Genomic DNA, 15,875 nt, shown 5'->3' with positions numbered 1-15,875 from the left:
ACCAATCCCTGCCTGCTTAAAAATACAGCACTGCGTAAAAATGTCGTCGTTTCATCGACTTATCGCACTTGCCCACAGCCCGCCCACAACCTTGTTCGCCTTCACCTGTGAAAAAAGCGCCTGCCAGCACCGCTTTCATGTAGAACATGTTCACAATCTTAGACATTCGGCGGGCTGAATCCTGTCTTTTTCGTGATTGCTTAAAAAACAGGCTCTACGAGAAAGTCCCACCCGTTCAAATACTTGATGAAGTTACCCACATGCCGCCCACACGCTTGTCCATGCCAAGTTGTGTGCAACTGCAGGCAATTCCAGTATCTACGCAGATTTACGCTGCTTTCCCTCGAATTCAGATCAACCAGCCGCATACGCTCAAATTTTAGGCAATCCGCTTTTTCTCTTGTACCACTGCAACTTAGACAGCTTGTCCACACCGGACTCACAAGCTTGTGCAGTTAAAGTTGTGGAGGAAAGCGCAATTGTGCAGAAAGCCCAGACTGGCTGTGGAAGCCCAGACTGCCACCATGCAAAACGACAATCCGCCGGACTATCGACAAGCCCAATCCACTGCCCGGTCGACGACTGCCCGCACGGAAAAAGCGCTCTCCTAAGCGCCCCAGTTCTACTGCCGGCAACCCCTCTCCGCTATCCTGAACAGTCAGACATACACCAGCCGCATCCTGCATTACACTCACCGTCACACAACCACCGGCAGGTGTGTGGGTAAGCGCATTGTCGATCAGATTACGCAGCGCCAAACGTAGCAGCTCAGCAGAGCCACGAACCCGCCCACCTTCGCCTTCAAGTGCGATATCCACCCCTGCGGCCATGGCTCTGGCGGCAAATTCCATCAGCTCCTCGCGTGCCAGAATGACAAGATCGCACAACCCCGTGTCGGGCACTGCATCCAGGTGATCCAACCTGGCCAAGGTCAGCAACTGCTCGGTCAGTCGGGTTGCTCTTGCCACGCCCTTCTCCGCTTGCTGCAACGCGTGCTTCCTGACTTCGGCATCAGATTCGGCTGCCGCCACCTCGACCTGTGCGCGGATCGCCGCCAATGGTGTACGCAATTCATGCGCGGCATCGGCAGTGAACCGGCGTTCGTTCTCCAACGCCCCTTTTACCCGGGTCAACAACAAGTTGATTTCGCTCACCAAGGCAGATGCTTCCAATGGTGTCGCATCGACCGACACGGGAGCCAGATCATCGGGCCGGCGGCCAGCAATCTGTTGGGATAATTCCGTCAGAGGTGCAAGACCTCTCCCAACCGCCCACCAGATCAGACCAACTGATAGCAACAGCGACATCAACCAGGGTAGAACCAGACCTGCCGCCAAGTTAGCCACCAGGGTATCTCGCTCGTGCAATGGGCGTGCCACCCCGAGCCAACGACCGCTGACCGGCTCCTGCACACGGAATACCCGCCAGTTCTCGCGGTCTATCTCTATAGTCTGCTTACGTGGGGGATGCGGATTGAACGGTATCTGCGGCGCAAATTCATTACGCATCAACACGGTGCCATCAGCCGACCAGAGCTGGGCGACAAAGGCATCATCATCATCAAAATGCTGAAAGCCCGGCGCATCCATGGCAATTTGAAGCTGGGACAAATCGAGCAGGAAAAGCGTGGCGGCAACCTGTTCCAGCTGATGATCGAACAGGGTATCGACCTCACGCACACTACGTTGATAAGCCACCAATGCCAGTAAGAGAGAGGTAGGCGCCAGCACCCCAAGCAGTAACACAATCAACCGATACCGCAGCGAACGAGTGATCACGCAACGTTCTCAGGCTTGAGCACATACCCCACACCACGCAGGGTCTTGATCCAGTCTGTCCCGAGTTTCTTGCGCAAGTGGTGGACATGCACCTCAATCGCGTTGCTCTCCACCTCTTCGCCCCAGCCATACAGCGCATTCTCTATCTGCTCGCGCGACAATGGGCGACCCGGCTGGGCAATCAATAAGGCCAGAAGGTCGAACTCACGAACCGACAGGTCCAACGGCCTACCCGCCAACTGCACAGAGCGCCGAGCAGGGTCGAGCGTCAGATCTGCATGACGGAACAGCGGCTCGCCACGCCCCGCAGCGCGACGGGTCAGCGCCCGCAAGCGAGCCGCCAGCTCAGCAATGGCAATCGGCTTGATGAGGAAGTCATCCGCTCCGGCATCCAATCCAGCAACACGGTCATCCAATGCGTCTCTTGCTGTCAGCATCAATACCGGTGTGTCATCACGTCGGCCCCTTACCTTTTTCAATAAGGCAAGGCCATCTTGGCGCGGCAGATTCCAATCCAGCACCACTGCTGCGAAATCGTTGGCGGCCAGCGCGGCATCTGCTGCCACGCCATCTTTTACCCAATCCACGGTGAAACCCGCCTGGGCCAAGCCCAGCCTCAATCCATCACCAAGGAGACAATCATCTTCAACAAGGAGTATGCGCATACCGGAAAAGTAAGCTGGATTAGAACAACAGGCAATAACCGCATACCTGCGCCACGAAGCAAATACATGGGTACTAAGAGTCGCTAACAAAACCCAGCGATGCGATTCTGGCCAGGCGCGCAAGCGTAGGCAGTGTAGGTACGGCAAGCTTGCGCAACAACGCCAGAAGGGTTTTGTTAGCGGCTCTAACCACGATCTGTCACGAGCGATCGTCAGCAGAATGAAGCGCAGCGCAGAAACCAGTTGGTAAATCGGGGAACATGAGTCCTATCACGGCTGCGCAGCAAAATCGTGAACAAGGTTCTCACACCGGGTTGGAAGCCATCCCCTCTATCGACCTACTTACCGGTTTAGCGGGTTGAATGACAGAGAATGCACCCAGACAAATTGCCCAACACAGCCAGGCAGACCACAAGGTATGAGACAGAAAATGCGCGCCACGCAGCTGCTGGCCCCAACCTAACACCATACCCATACAAAAGGCCAAAGACCAAACCAGCCATGCCCGGCGCTGATCCCGCCCGCGCCAAAACAACACAAAGGCAAACAACGCGAATCCTGTACTGGCATGCCCAGCGGGGAAACACTGGCCTCTGGGTGCGCCTGCTGGTGGACTTTCCAGCAAGGCCGTGTAGGGTAATACCCCGCCATAACGACTCATATCCCAAGGACAATGCTTCCCAGTCGTATGTTTTAAGATTGATACCGCTAACGGGGCCAATAGCATTGCCACCCCTACCGCCAACCATCGACGCCTGTCCAATGACCAGCGCGTGTGCATCCAACTCATGCCCAAGCGTATCCATACTATTAGTGCAACCAAGACCACAAATGACTTTACCCAACGGTGACTGAATACCTCCAACCACCAATTACCAGCGCCGATGAAACGCCCAGCTCGGTAGTAAGGGTCTGCAAACCATAAGTCCAGTGGCGTCAATTCGAAGACCAATAGCAATAATGTGGCGACCAGCGCCATACCAATCCATTCACGTCGACTAACTGCAGCACCCATTTTAACCCTCTATTTAACATGCAGATCCAGGGCTATCGCTGCCCACAAGCTATTCAACGCTCGGGACCGATAATCCCGCACACCTCTGCATTGGGATTGAATTAGTAGATTCATATGCTCTTTAGTTCATTCCTCTGATCTCGCTGCAAGATGAATAGCCAATTGAGTTATTGAAATAAATGATTTGATAGAAACACTTTGTGATCATGTTGCCGACTTGGTCTTCACCACCTCCCCCGTTACCGGGTTGAAGTAGATCTCCACCTTCCTGCCTGCCTTGTCTTGGCCGTAGATTTCGTAGCAATTACCTGCGGTCTTGAACTTCTTGACCAGATAACCCTCAGCCTTGAGTTTTTGTTGCAGCTTGGTATCCGACATCCATTTAGATTTGGGCTCCTTGGTGCACTCAGGGGACGCCAGCGCACTAGCCGCAACGATGCAAGCGATCAGTGGGTAAATGACTTTCATGCTGCGCTCCTCGTAAGTCGGATAAACAGCTTGAAATTAGATGCCTGCAGTCTTAATCCAATCTTAAAGAGACCATCAGACTCAACACGTCCTGGAGAAGCCGTGGCCGAGAGACTATGCTCGCAACAGACCCTTGGAATTTGTTTCCGTCCTGTCGTCAGTTGCTGTCTGCGAGGTAAAGCACCACGTTGAAGCCGGAACACAGATGGAGTATTTGAATGCTGCGGACCACCTGTAGTGATCTTCGGTCCCAGTAAGACCGTGACAGCTTCGTTTTGCGGTGCCCGTTCACCGCATCGATTGCTAATAAGGAATCAGCATGCCCCTGCCGCCAGACCTGATCGCCGACCTGCATCTGTCCGACTTGGCTGCCGAACCGCAGTGGCCGTCTGCCTTAGTAGCGGGTGCCGCTCACTATGCTGATGCGCCTCCACGTAGCATGCTGTCACCAATCGATGCTGCCCCGCTGGGCCAATTCACACCGGCCACAGAAGGCGTGGTCAAACACGCCATTGAAGCCGCGCACGGCGCTTTTTTGAAATGGCGTTCCATTCCCGCGCCATTACGTGGTGAGTTGATACGTCGTATCGGCAATAACCTCCGCCAACGCAAATCCGCTATCGCCCAGCTGATTACGCTGGAAGTCGGCAAGGTGACCTCCGAGGCGGAAGGCGAAGTACAGGAATGCATCGATATCTGTGACTTCGCCGTTGGCTTGTCACGCCAGCTCCATGGCTTGACCATGGCCAGCGAACGCCCCCACCACCGCATGATGGAACAATGGCACCCCCTTGGCGCGATTGGTGTGATTACGGCTTTCGACTTCCCATTGTCGGTATGGGCCTGGAATACCATGCTGGCGCTTGTGTGCGGTGACGCAGTCGTATGGAAGCCCAGCGAAAGAACCCCTTTGTGCGCGATTGCCGTACAGAGGCTGGTTGAAGATACCGTAGATGAAATGAACGACGTCGTGCCCGCCCATATCTGCCAGCTAGTATTGGGTGAGCGAGAAGCCGCGGAGTGGATGGCGGCCAACCCTTTGTTGCCCATGGTATCGGCAACCGGCTCAACGCATATGGGACGTGCAGTTGCCCAAACAGTCGCCCATCGATTAGGGCGGTCGCTACTTGAGCTGGGTGGTAACAATGCACTGATCGTTACACCCAGCGCCAACTTCGATCTGGCGCTTCACGCCATCATCTTCGCCGCAGCCGGCACCACCGGCCAACGGTGCACGACCCTGCGCCGGCTGATTGTGCATGAAAGCATTATCGATACGCTTACCGATCGGATCGCCAAAGCGCTCGACGGTCTGCCCATAGGCGACCCGCGCGAAGATGGTGTACTGATGGGCCCACTGATCAATGCCGATAACTACTGGACGATGCAGCAAGCCCTACAGGCAGCGGAACAGCAGGGCGGTCGTTGCGTCACGGGCGGACATCGCATTGAAACCGGCGTACCGGAGGGTGGTTATTATGTGCGACCGGCACTCGTCAGCGTGCCGGGCAATCTACCTATCGTCTGCGAAGAAACCTTTGCACCGATTCTGTATGTAATGCCCTACGCGGAGTTGACCGACGCCATCGACCTCAATAACGAAGTCAGCCAGGGGCTGAGCTCCGCCATCTTCACCGACAGCCTGCGTGAAGCTGAGCTGTTCTTCGGCCCGGCCGGGTCAGATTGCGGCATTGTCAATGTCAACATCGGTACCAGCGGTGCGGAAATCGGTGGTGCATTTGGCGGTGAAAAAGACAGCGGAGGCGGGCGGGAGTCGGGTTCGGACGCCTGGAAGAACTATATGCGCCGCGCAACCCATACGATCAACTATGGCGACACCCTCCCTCTCGCGAAGGGCGTACGGTTTGAATTGCCTGGCGGGTAAATAGAGCTCGCAAATCCAATTAATATTACCTGGATGCCATACAAAGGCTGAGAGTGTCTCCCTCGCTTAGAATCTGCCTTTAGTCTATTGTGCGTCAGCTATACGGCGGTGAAACATTCTCGGAATGCTCATTCACAATAAGCACACTCCACTCTCTTGGTTGTGTTCACCTTGTTTCGCTCCAGCTCGCGAGACTTTGAATAGGTTCTCAGAACTTGTTTACGACCCACCACGAGCAGCCGTCAGCCAGGTAAAACGCAGCGCAGAAATCGGAATCTACTTTTTGTACATGAGGCTTTCGCGCAGCACATAAACCCTGATCATGGCTGTACAACAAGATCGTAAACAGGTTCTTGACCCATACCACATATCTGGTACTCAAAATGACAGGGAAATACCTTGGGCACCAACCCGTTGGCTCCGGGTCAATACCAAGGTTCTAATTCCCGAATAGAGTTAAAAGAATGCACCAGATGTTCAAGTTGAAACGAGTTGCGTGGGTAAGCCTCTTGCTCATGGGTACCCTCCACGCCGAGGTTGTACTGGAAAATAACCAATGGCAGGTCAGCGTCGACCCCGCCACCCTGACAATGAAAGTAACTGCCAAAGGCGAAAAAGCACGCCTAATCAATCAAGGCGTTACAACGCAGCCCGTCACCGCGCTAACACAGACAAAACAACGCGCCAGCTGGAAGTGGCCACAACACGCCTGGACGCTGGAGCTCGACGATACCGACCTCAAAGTAACCGCCACTGCGCAAAAAGCCGGTGAGCTGACCTGGTTGAAGCAACCCGACAGTGCAATCGGCGAGGGGATGATGCTCCCGATCAGTGAAGGTATTTATGCAGCGCATGCCAACGGTGAGTGGCGACAATATCTTTTGAACAATGTCAGCGAACTCGACAGCAGCGAACAATTGAGCCTGCCGTTATGGGGGCTTGATCAGGGTAGCCATACCTTGAATTGGCTACTCATCAACCCCTTCCACAATCGATTAGTTTTCAGCCCCGATGGCAAAGAAGGCATTGCACTCAGCGTATCGCACAAATTTTCGCCTTTGGCAGTCAAGCAACCCATGCAGGCTCTGCTTCACCTGGGCAAGGCCGATGTATTGGCGGGAGCCAAACGTTACCGCGAATGGTTAAAAACAGAAGGTCGGTTTGAACCCATGGCCGATAAACTGGCAACACAACCGGATACCCGCAAATTGCTCGGTGCCAGCCATGTCTACCTTTGGGGTGCCGGCCTACTCTCGGCAAGCGATGTGACTGATTGGACTGGCCTCGCAAACCAGCTGAAAAGCAATAGCCCTTTGGCCAAAGCTCTACTCCCCAATTTAAGCCAGGAAGTAAAGACGCTAGTGGCCGACTGGCCCAAGCAGCCGGATCGCTACCAAAAACGGGTGCTACTGGAGGAAATGAATCTGGGACTGCTGGCATTGGCACGGCAACGTTGGCAGAAAGATGAGATGAAGGTCGCTGCTATCACCCCGGCCTACGCCGATATACGTGAACAGGTCGCACAGGAGTTTGGCACTTTTCTGGGTAAAGATCCTGCGAGCTGGGGCAGTGGCGTATCGCAACGCACCTTCGCCAGCATCCAAAAGGCGGGGCTATCGCGCCTGTGGATTGGACTTGATACGTGGGAAGGCGGTCTGTGGCACCCGGAAGCCATCAAGACTGCTGTTGACGCAGGTTACCTGATCGGCCCTTACGACTCATACGAAACCGCATTGCCGTTGACCAAAGACCCAAGCTGGAACACCGCCCATCTAGGCGCAGATGTCTACAAACGCTGCGCGATTATCAAAGCCGATGGTCAACCCAGGGCAGGTTTTCAGAAAAGTGGGCATTACACCAATCCGGAGTGTGTGCGACCCCTGCTTACCGAACGGATTACAGCAATAAAGAAAGCAACAAACTTTAATAGCTGGTTTCTTGATGCCTATGCTGCGGGCATGGTGTTTGACGACTTTGCCCCTACACGCAAGCATGACGAGGCTGCGGTGGCAGAGGGCTATGTGGCAAGCCAGCGCGTGGTAAGCCAGCAAATGAAGATGCCGTTAGGATCAGAGGGCGGCAATGCCACCACCGTACGCGGCATTGCATTTGCACATGGCATGCAGACATCCGTGTTCGGCTGGGGTGACCCCGCCATGTATAAGGATAAGAAATCGCCCTATTTCCTAGGGGGTTACTATCCGCACGAACAGCCCACCATCTTCTTCAAACCGGTGCCGCTCAAAGCCCCGTACCGCAGCGTGCTGTTCAATCCTGCGAATCGCCTGCCGCTCTATCAAGCGGTCTTTCACGACTCAGTCATCACCACACACCATTGGGGCAACGACAACCTGAAATTCCCTGAGGTGACTGTCGAACGTGAGCTGCTGCAACAGCTTTACAATGTGCCGCCATTACTGCACCTGAACGTCGATACGCTGGCACAACGCCTGCCATACCTTAAAGAGCAGGAACGTTTCTTCCGCCCGTTACATGAGAAATTGGCCACGCAAGCACTGGTTGGTTTTCGGTGGCTGTCGCCGGATAAACGAGTACAAGAAGCAACATTCGCCGACGGCACGCGGCTTATCGCCAACTTCACGACGCGGAAATTCACGTTGGACAGTGACACAGCCATTCCGTCTAGCAGCCTCGTAGCACTCCGTCCTGGACAGAAAGCGGTTTATTATTCGCCAACGCGCCGTACAGACGTTGCCAAGTAGTTCATCCATCCGCTCCTTTCTTTGAACTGCAAGCTAGGCGTCTGTTGAAACGCAGACGCTTAGAACCTATCTACGATATTGCTGCGCAGCTGTAATCAGGGCTCATGTGCTGCTTGGAAGCCCCCGCAAGGGGACGCCGAACTGCTACGGTGCTTTCGCACCAATAAGTTCGCAGCCTCATGTACAAAAGTACATTTCGGTTTCTGCGCTGCGCTTCATCCTGCTGACAACTGCTCACTACAAGTCGTAAACAGGTTCTTAGTGGTGAGCATATCTGCAACAGTCCGACACAAATTTGCGATGCTGAAATAGTTTGGCCAGCCGCTACACCTAGAATCCGCCCTCCTTGCTGCATCAATCACACGCACTTTGTGGTCAGTAAATAAATTAGGAGGAGCATTACATGCCATTGCGCCAAGTCGCGCTCGCCATTATGTCGATGACTGCCATCGCAGGCCCAGCATCGGGGATTTATCCTCAGCACTTCGATACAAGCGTCCGCATTCAGGACAACCTCTTTCAAGCTGTAAATGGTGGTTGGGAAAAAACCGTAGAAATACCAGCCGATCGCAGCAGCTGGGGCGCCACAGGCGAGTTGCGCGATCAGTCGGAGCGCCATGTACGCGAAATCGTCGAGCAGGCTGCCCAATCCGCCGATACTGACCCCACTGCCCGCCAGATTGCCAATTTCTACCAAAGCTTCATGGATGAAGCCACGATCGAATCTTTGGGCCTGAAACCGCTTCAGCCCATGCTCGACCGGCTGGCAGGCATAACAATGCGTAGCGACCTGATACGCGAGATGGGTGCACTGCAAGTATTCGGCGTGAACATGCCGCTGATGCTGGACACGGAAGTAGACGGTCGCGATTCCCGCCGCTACCTGTTGCAGGTGTGGCAGGACGGCCTGGGTATGCCTAGCCGTGACTACTATCTGCAAGACGATGCCACCATGCGCAAAGCGCGCGCGGCTTATCAGGACTATCTGCAAACTCTGTTTGTGCTCGCCGGTAGTGAAGCCAAAGATGCCACTACCAAAGCAAAAGCCGTCATTGCCTTTGAAACCCGTTTGGCCCATGCGCAATGGGCCAAAGAAGACGAATACGATCCGGTAAAAACCTACAACAAGCGCAGCCTGGTCGAACTGGCACGTACGGTACCGGGCATCGACTGGTCGATGTTGCTTACCCATGCCGATGTGCCAAAGGTCGAAGCGGTGAACCTCGGGCAACCCGATTATGCCAAGGCTGTCGCCCGCCTGCTCGCCAGTGAACCCATCGCGGTGTGGCGAGATTATGAAACAGCCCGTCTGCTCGACCGCTTTGCGCCGGTACTGCCCCAAGCCTTTGTCGAAGCGCACTACCGCTTCCATGCGCAAACGCTCACCGGCGCCACCGAGATGCGCCCTCGCTGGAAGCGGGGGGTGTCCATGGTGGAAGGTAATCTCGGTATGGCGGTAGGTAAACTCTATGTCGCCAAGTATTTCCCGCCTGAAACCAAAGCTAAGATCGATACGCTGGTAAAAAACCTGCTGTCTGCATTCGAAAAAAGCATTGCCGAACTCAGCTGGATGAGCCCAGTCACCAAAGTGGCTGCTCAGGAGAAACTATCCAAATACGCGGTGAAGGTCGGCTACCCGGATAAATGGCGCGATTACAGCGGCCTGGAGGTAAAGGCTGGGGATGCCTTGGGCAATGCGCAGCGTGGTGCGGCATTCCATCATCACTACCAGATGAACAAGCTCGGTCAGCCTGTAGACCGTACTGAATGGGGCATGACGCCACAAACCGTAAATGCCTATTACAACCCCGGTATGAACGAGATTGTCTTCCCGGCCGCATACCTGCAACCGCCCTATTTCGACCCGACTGTGGACGATGCCGTCAACTACGGCAATATCGGCGCCACGATTGGTCACGAAATCAGCCACGGCTTTGATAACAGCGGCGCGCATTACGATGGTGATGGTAACTTGCGTATGTGGTGGACCAAGGCAGACAAAGCCGCCTTCGACAAGCTCACCAAGCGTTTGGTGAAAGACTTCAATAGCCTGGAAGCGCTGCCTGGTCGGCACGTCAACGGCAAGCTGACATTGGGCGAGAACATCGCCGACCTTTCGGGTTTGCAGGTGGCTTACAAGGCCTACCAGCTGTCGTTGAATGACCAGGAAGCACCAGTTATCGACGGTTACACGGGTGACCAACGCTTCTTTATTGGTTATGCCTCGTCCTGGCGTGAAAAAATGCGTAAGGAAATGCTGCTACAACTCATCGTCAGCGACCCGCATGCACCGGATGTCTTCCGTACCAATCAACCGGTAACCAATACCGACGCTTATCACACTGCATTTGGCACCAAAGCCACCGATAATATGTTTCGCCCACCCGCGAAACGTATCCGAATTTGGTGATAACAAGCCCCCTATTTAGTTATCTAGCGGAAACAGGGCGTATGTGCCGCTTAGTGCCACCACGTACTTTTTAGGTACGTGTTGGCCCGAACACTACGCCCTGTAGATAGCTACTTAGACATATCGCCAGATTGTTCTGACTTCAGCCCAAACAGGCTCATAAAGTACAACGTCGCGTAGCGCAGCATTTGATGGCAAAAATAGCGTAGGCGTCCGCCAAGCTAAAAAACGAGTGGAGCCGGTTATGCCTATACTGACATAAGCAGTTTGCTCATTCCTTGCTCACAAACTCGGGGGGCTTTTATGTTTGCCAAAGTAATAGCGATAGTATTGGCCGTAATGGGAAGTGCAATAATTCAGGCAGCAGAAATGACCGAAGTGCGGTACCCCGGAGATGCCCTACGTTATACAGCTTACGTTGAATTGCTTCGAACTGCGCTTGACCGAACCGTTTCCAAATATGGTGCCTATACCATGTACCCAACTACCATGGAAATGAATGAGGTTCGCTATTTTGCAGAGGCCGAAATTGGCAATAACATCGACGTGGTTTGGGGAGCTAGCTCGATAGAGCGGGAGACGAAATTGATCCCCATCCGTATACCACTGGAAAAGGGGTTGCTTGGCTACCGAATCGGCTTAATTCGGTCTGATCAGCAAAATAAACTGTCTGAGGTACACACAGTAAAAGATTTAACACAATTTAAATTTGGGCTTGGCCCAGGATGGGGTGATATACCAATTTACCGAGCTGCCGGTTTCCCTATCACGATTGCCCCATATGAAGATCTTTTTAAGATGGTCAACAAAGCCTATATCGATTTTTACTCTAGGGGTGTGAATGAAATCTTCCCTGAATATGAAAGCATGCGGTCCGAGTTATCCAAGCTCGCTGTTGAGCAAGACTTGTTGTTGTACTACCCTTACCCCTTTTATTTCTTTGTAACGCCAAAGAACCCCAAGCTGGCTACACGAATTGAACTTGGTATGAATATGATGTTAGCTGACGGCAGCTTTGACGCCCTTTTTCAAAAATATTATGGTTCCGCAATCGAACTTGCGAATCTCGGGCGGCGCAGAATAATACAGTTGACTAACCCACAGTTACCTCCTGGAACACCCCTTGCAAATAAACGGCTTTGGTTTCACCCTGGAACGAAGGGGGCTGCTAAATAACACAACCTACCCAATCAATCCATCATTACATAATAAGTTGGCTAAGAAATTTATCGGGCTTATTAATTGATGTAAGAAATTGTGCTTTTTAAGCCCATTTACATCTCATAGATTACCAACAAATATTCGCCGCATTACCAAACTCTTTAAGTCGCGCGCCTCATCAAGACCCAGCCGCTCCAGATATCCCTCTGGCGCTTCCTTATCAGCAAACAGGCTCTTGAGCGCCATGCCCAGTAACTCCATCGGGCTGCCTACGGCTTGGCGCATCTTCTGCAGAGCATCGATTATGGCCAGCTCATCGTCGGTGAAATCGGTACCAAAGGGGAAATCTGGCAGAAGGCCTTTAGCCTGAAACGGTGACAGCTTGGCCGCCAATGTTTCTGGCAGGTTGTGGCGCTGGTTTTCTGGCAATACATAATCTGCCTCCAGCTTGCCATTCACCATCGCTTTCAACATCAACTCATTCTGGAAACGGCTATCGGCAATCGCCAGCAGGCGTTTGACCACCTCGGCATCGGATTGCCCCCGTAAATCCGCCACGCCATATTCGGTCACCACAATATCGCGCAGATGGCGCGGGATGGTGGTGTGGGCGTAGTTCCAGACAATATTGGAATGCAGCTCGCCTTTATGTTCGCGTGTTGCTCGCAACATCAGAATCGAACGGGCATCCGGCAAGGCATGGCTCATGGCAACAAAGTTGTACTGGCCACCCACACCAGATACCACCTGGCCATTATCGAGTCCATCCGACACCGCAGCGCCGAGCAAGGTCACCATCATGGCGGTATTGATAAAACGCGCTTTACACCGCTGTGCCGCGGCCAAGGTCTCCTGGCCGTACAACTGGTTGATGAAATCAATACGGTGCATCTCGATTTTGGCTCGCTGCGCCTCGGGCATATCACGCAACCGCTGGTAGAAATCACGAGGGCCAAGGAAAAAGCCACCATGCAAGGCCACCCCGCCAAGCAGATGCTCACCCAGCAAATCCCGCTCGATTGCCTTCAATGCAGCTGGGTCATCAAGCACCGCCGCATATTGGCGTCCCGCCAAACACAATTGCCCGGTTTCAAGTGTCACCTCAGGTTTGATCAAGCCAAAGCACTGTAGGAATGTCAAATCGCTAGCACGCAATGGCGACGCGATCCGGCCTGCTTCGTACAACGCCAGCAAACCGGCAATAGTGGGTCTCTCACCTACCAGGCCTGCATTCACAAGCGCTTGCAGACTGGCGTCGGCATACACTTCACGGCGCAGAATCCCTGCTTCTAACAAAGCCAGCAGACCGTTGACCAACATTTCCGAACAACCATACAGCCCCTGTCGGAAAGTAGCCAGTTCACGTCCTGTCAGTTCACCACCACACATCGAACTCAGTAAATCTGTGTAATCACTGTTATGCCGATCACGCAGAATCAAAGCCTGGGCGATCGCATCGCCCAATGCCCCAATACCGATCTGCAAAGTACCGCCATCGGCAACCAAGCTGCTGGTATGCAGGCCAATTGCGTAATCCTGTAAGGTGACCTTCATATTAGGCGGCGCAAACAGGTCATGGCTGCCAGCTGGGTCGGTGACGATAAAATCGAAAAAGTCCGCCCTCACCTCAGCCTCGCCACTCATATAGGGCATGGCATCATTGACCACACCGACAGCTGTCAGCTGATGTCCCTCAATCGCGGCCAAGCGCTCGGCCAGCTCACAGGTCAGGTCCGGATTACTGGATAACGACCAGCTCATTCCACTTTCCGACTCACGCTGCGCCACAGCCTGGACAATCAGATTCACGCCATGCAGCGCCATATCACGTGCCACAAACGTGTAGTTGGTGGAGATATAGTGCTGTTGGGCAAGCTGATTACCGAGGTAGTCACCCGTCTTGAGAAAGAACTCCAGCACTTCCACATTGACTGGCAAACGCCCGGCGCGCAGGTCCGTCACATAATCCAGATCGGGATAATCCCCAAATACCCGCGCCACAAAGGGCTCTAGAAAGCGCCGCTCAATATCGCTGCCACCAACCGGCTTCTGTAACGACAACGCAGTAATAATCTTCAGCCTGCGTTGCGGATTGGCTTTGATGCGTTGATACAAGGCATTCAAAAAGGGATTCGGCTTGCCGATCCCCAATGGCGTACCCAATACGATATCACCAGGAATACGGGCCAGCACAGCGTCAACGGCAGATTCGATTCGGTCAAACACTTGAGGCACTAAGGGGCTTCCTTCTGCTGGTCATAGATAGCTACTCTAAAGCCCCCTCTCTCTTACTGAAATATCGGGTGACTTCCTCAAGCATATCTTCATTCCAATCGTTAAACGCCATCAAACTAGACCACCAATCATGTCACCAGTTCGGCATTCACACCTGCTTTTTGCGCTTTATGCCACGACAGCAGTCCCAACACGGTAGCTGCAACCGACCCTGATGCCAAAGTCCAGGGACGTGAAGCCAGCATGGGGGAAAGTACGCCCGCAACCAAGGCACTGGTCATCAGTTGTACAAAAGACTGCAGTGAGGAAGCAGTACCCCGCTCATTCGGATAAAGGTCGAGCACCAGTATGGTGAGCGTAGGAAACGCCAAGGAAATACCAGCCCCCGTCGCCATGATAGGGGCCATTGCCCAATACCAATGTATATGGGGGGCAGCCAGAAAGTAGGCAAGGTTCACCCCCCCCGCCACCAGCATCACGAAATAAGCCAGCCGGATATTCGATGCCGGGCTATGTCGTCCTGCCCGCCAACCGGAAAGATAGGATCCCGTCATCATGCCAGTGATGACTGGGACAAAGAAATAGCCAAACTCTGTTGCGCCTAAGCGAAGGTGCGTCAACACAAATGCGGGGGCTGACGATATATAGATGAATAAGGCTGAGAAATTAAGCGCGCCCGACCAGCATAACCAGGTAAAACGACGATCCTTCAGCATGTCGATATAACGCCCGAACAATGGCACAGGATCGAGTGGTGAACGCGCTTGAACCGGATGGGTTTCGGACAGCCAACGCCAACAAGTTACCAGCAGTACCAACGCAAACACAGCCAGAAATCCGAAAGTGGACTCCCACCCCCAGCGGCTGCCAATCAATCCGCCAATCATCGGTGCGATCGCCGGCGCCACTCCAAACACCATGGAAATGCGAGACATCACCCGCTGCGCTTCCGGGCCATGGAAGCGGTCTCTCACAATCGCCCTGCCAACAATAATGCCCGAACCAGCAGAAGCACCTTGTAAAGCGCGGTAGATCAAAAGTTCCCACAACGAACTAGAGAACGCACAACCGATCGACACCAGCGTGAATATTCCGACACCGGCCAACACCACCATGCGTCTACCAAGCGCGTCAGACAGCGGGCCATGCAATAAAGACATCAAGGCATAGGCCAACAGATATACGCTGATTGTCTGTTGCATCTCTATGGGGCCAATACCAAATGCCCGCTCCATCTGCGGAAATACGGGGAAAAAGGTATCGATTGAAAATGGTCCAAACATAGCCAGACCGGCCAATAACAGAACAAAACCGGTGCGGGAAGTTTCGGTACGACTGGAAGACATAGATTGGGTATTCAGCTCAATTAACCTGCGATAGGCATATCAAGATTTTAGCGAGGCCTGTCAGCAATGAACCGAGACAGTTACAGGTATTACCAACGGACAAAACTGATATCAGTCATCAACCGTTACCACATATACCTACATACCTTATTAATCAATTTATTAATTAATTCCCAATCATAACTTCTG

The 15,875-nt window shown here is 53.4% G+C and carries 10 protein-coding genes; 4 read left to right on the top strand and 6 right to left on the bottom strand.

From position 1 onward, the window contains the following. Positions 1-455 precede the first annotated feature (455 nt). The 4 genes from ACUHMQ_RS11320 to ACUHMQ_RS11305 form a co-directional block, all read right to left on the bottom strand. Positions 456-1,778, bottom strand: a complete 1,323-nt coding sequence (locus ACUHMQ_RS11320) for an ATP-binding protein (protein WP_445295569.1) — start codon at positions 1,776-1,778, stop codon at positions 456-458. Then, complete coding sequence (locus ACUHMQ_RS11315) at positions 1,775-2,443, bottom strand: response regulator (protein ID WP_445295568.1); 669 nt, start codon at positions 2,441-2,443, stop codon at positions 1,775-1,777. The genes ACUHMQ_RS11320 and ACUHMQ_RS11315 overlap by 4 nt, the downstream gene beginning before the upstream one ends. A gap of 304 nt (positions 2,444-2,747) precedes the next feature. Continuing rightward, positions 2,748-3,458 (bottom strand): phosphatase PAP2 family protein, encoded by a 711-nt coding sequence (locus ACUHMQ_RS11310; protein ID WP_445295567.1) that lies wholly within the window; start codon positions 3,456-3,458, stop codon positions 2,748-2,750. Positions 3,459-3,662: 204 nt separating this feature from the next. Next, a complete protein-coding gene (locus ACUHMQ_RS11305) occupies positions 3,663-3,926 on the bottom strand; it encodes a PepSY domain-containing protein (RefSeq protein WP_445295566.1) in 264 nt (87 codons plus the stop codon). Between the two features lie 319 nt (positions 3,927-4,245). Here ACUHMQ_RS11305 and amaB point away from each other — a divergent pair, with 319 nt between their 5' ends. The 4 genes from amaB (at position 4,246) to ACUHMQ_RS11285 (ending at position 12,120) form a co-directional block, all read left to right on the top strand. After that, complete coding sequence (gene amaB / locus ACUHMQ_RS11300) at positions 4,246-5,811, top strand: L-piperidine-6-carboxylate dehydrogenase (RefSeq protein ID WP_445295565.1); 1,566 nt, start codon at positions 4,246-4,248, stop codon at positions 5,809-5,811. Positions 5,812-6,284: 473 nt separating this feature from the next. Further along, a complete protein-coding gene (locus ACUHMQ_RS11295) occupies positions 6,285-8,534 on the top strand; it encodes a glycoside hydrolase (RefSeq protein WP_445295564.1) in 2,250 nt (749 codons plus the stop codon). Between the two features lie 403 nt (positions 8,535-8,937). Next, positions 8,938-10,944 carry a M13 family metallopeptidase gene (locus ACUHMQ_RS11290; protein ID WP_445295563.1) on the top strand — a complete coding sequence of 669 codons (2,007 nt, stop codon included), beginning with the start codon at positions 8,938-8,940 and terminating at the stop codon, positions 10,942-10,944. A gap of 303 nt (positions 10,945-11,247) precedes the next feature. Further along, complete coding sequence (locus ACUHMQ_RS11285) at positions 11,248-12,120, top strand: transporter substrate-binding domain-containing protein (protein WP_445295562.1); 873 nt, start codon at positions 11,248-11,250, stop codon at positions 12,118-12,120. Between the two features lie 105 nt (positions 12,121-12,225). Here ACUHMQ_RS11285 and ACUHMQ_RS11280 read toward each other — a convergent pair whose 3' ends face one another. Both ACUHMQ_RS11280 and ACUHMQ_RS11275 read right to left on the bottom strand, forming a co-directional pair. After that, entirely contained in the window at positions 12,226-14,340 is a 2,115-nt protein-coding gene (locus ACUHMQ_RS11280; protein WP_445295561.1) for an acetyl-CoA hydrolase/transferase C-terminal domain-containing protein, read from the bottom strand. Positions 14,341-14,468: 128 nt separating this feature from the next. Continuing rightward, positions 14,469-15,686, bottom strand: a complete 1,218-nt coding sequence (locus ACUHMQ_RS11275; RefSeq protein ID WP_445295560.1) for a multidrug effflux MFS transporter — start codon at positions 15,684-15,686, stop codon at positions 14,469-14,471. Between the last annotated feature and the right edge of the window lie 189 nt (positions 15,687-15,875).

The sequence above is a fragment of the Chitinimonas violaceus genome (genome assembly GCF_052601015.1).
This window is presented reverse-complemented; position numbering and strand designations above follow the sequence as displayed.

What these genes read in the sequence shown, in the direction of transcription:
- ACUHMQ_RS11315 (WP_445295568.1), bottom strand. Translation starts at nt 2,443, where the DNA reads ATGCGCATACTCCTTGTTGAAGATGATTGTCTCCTTGGTGATGGATTG.
- ACUHMQ_RS11310 (WP_445295567.1), bottom strand. Translation starts at nt 3,458, where the DNA reads ATGGGTGCTGCAGTTAGTCGACGTGAATGGATTGGTATGGCGCTGGTC.
- ACUHMQ_RS11305 (WP_445295566.1), bottom strand. Translation starts at nt 3,926, where the DNA reads ATGAAAGTCATTTACCCACTGATCGCTTGCATCGTTGCGGCTAGTGCG.
- amaB (WP_445295565.1), top strand. Translation starts at nt 4,246, where the DNA reads ATGCCCCTGCCGCCAGACCTGATCGCCGACCTGCATCTGTCCGACTTG.
- ACUHMQ_RS11295 (WP_445295564.1), top strand. Translation starts at nt 6,285, where the DNA reads ATGTTCAAGTTGAAACGAGTTGCGTGGGTAAGCCTCTTGCTCATGGGT.
- ACUHMQ_RS11290 (WP_445295563.1), top strand. Translation starts at nt 8,938, where the DNA reads ATGCCATTGCGCCAAGTCGCGCTCGCCATTATGTCGATGACTGCCATC.
- ACUHMQ_RS11285 (WP_445295562.1), top strand. Translation starts at nt 11,248, where the DNA reads ATGTTTGCCAAAGTAATAGCGATAGTATTGGCCGTAATGGGAAGTGCA.
- ACUHMQ_RS11275 (WP_445295560.1), bottom strand. Translation starts at nt 15,686, where the DNA reads ATGTCTTCCAGTCGTACCGAAACTTCCCGCACCGGTTTTGTTCTGTTA.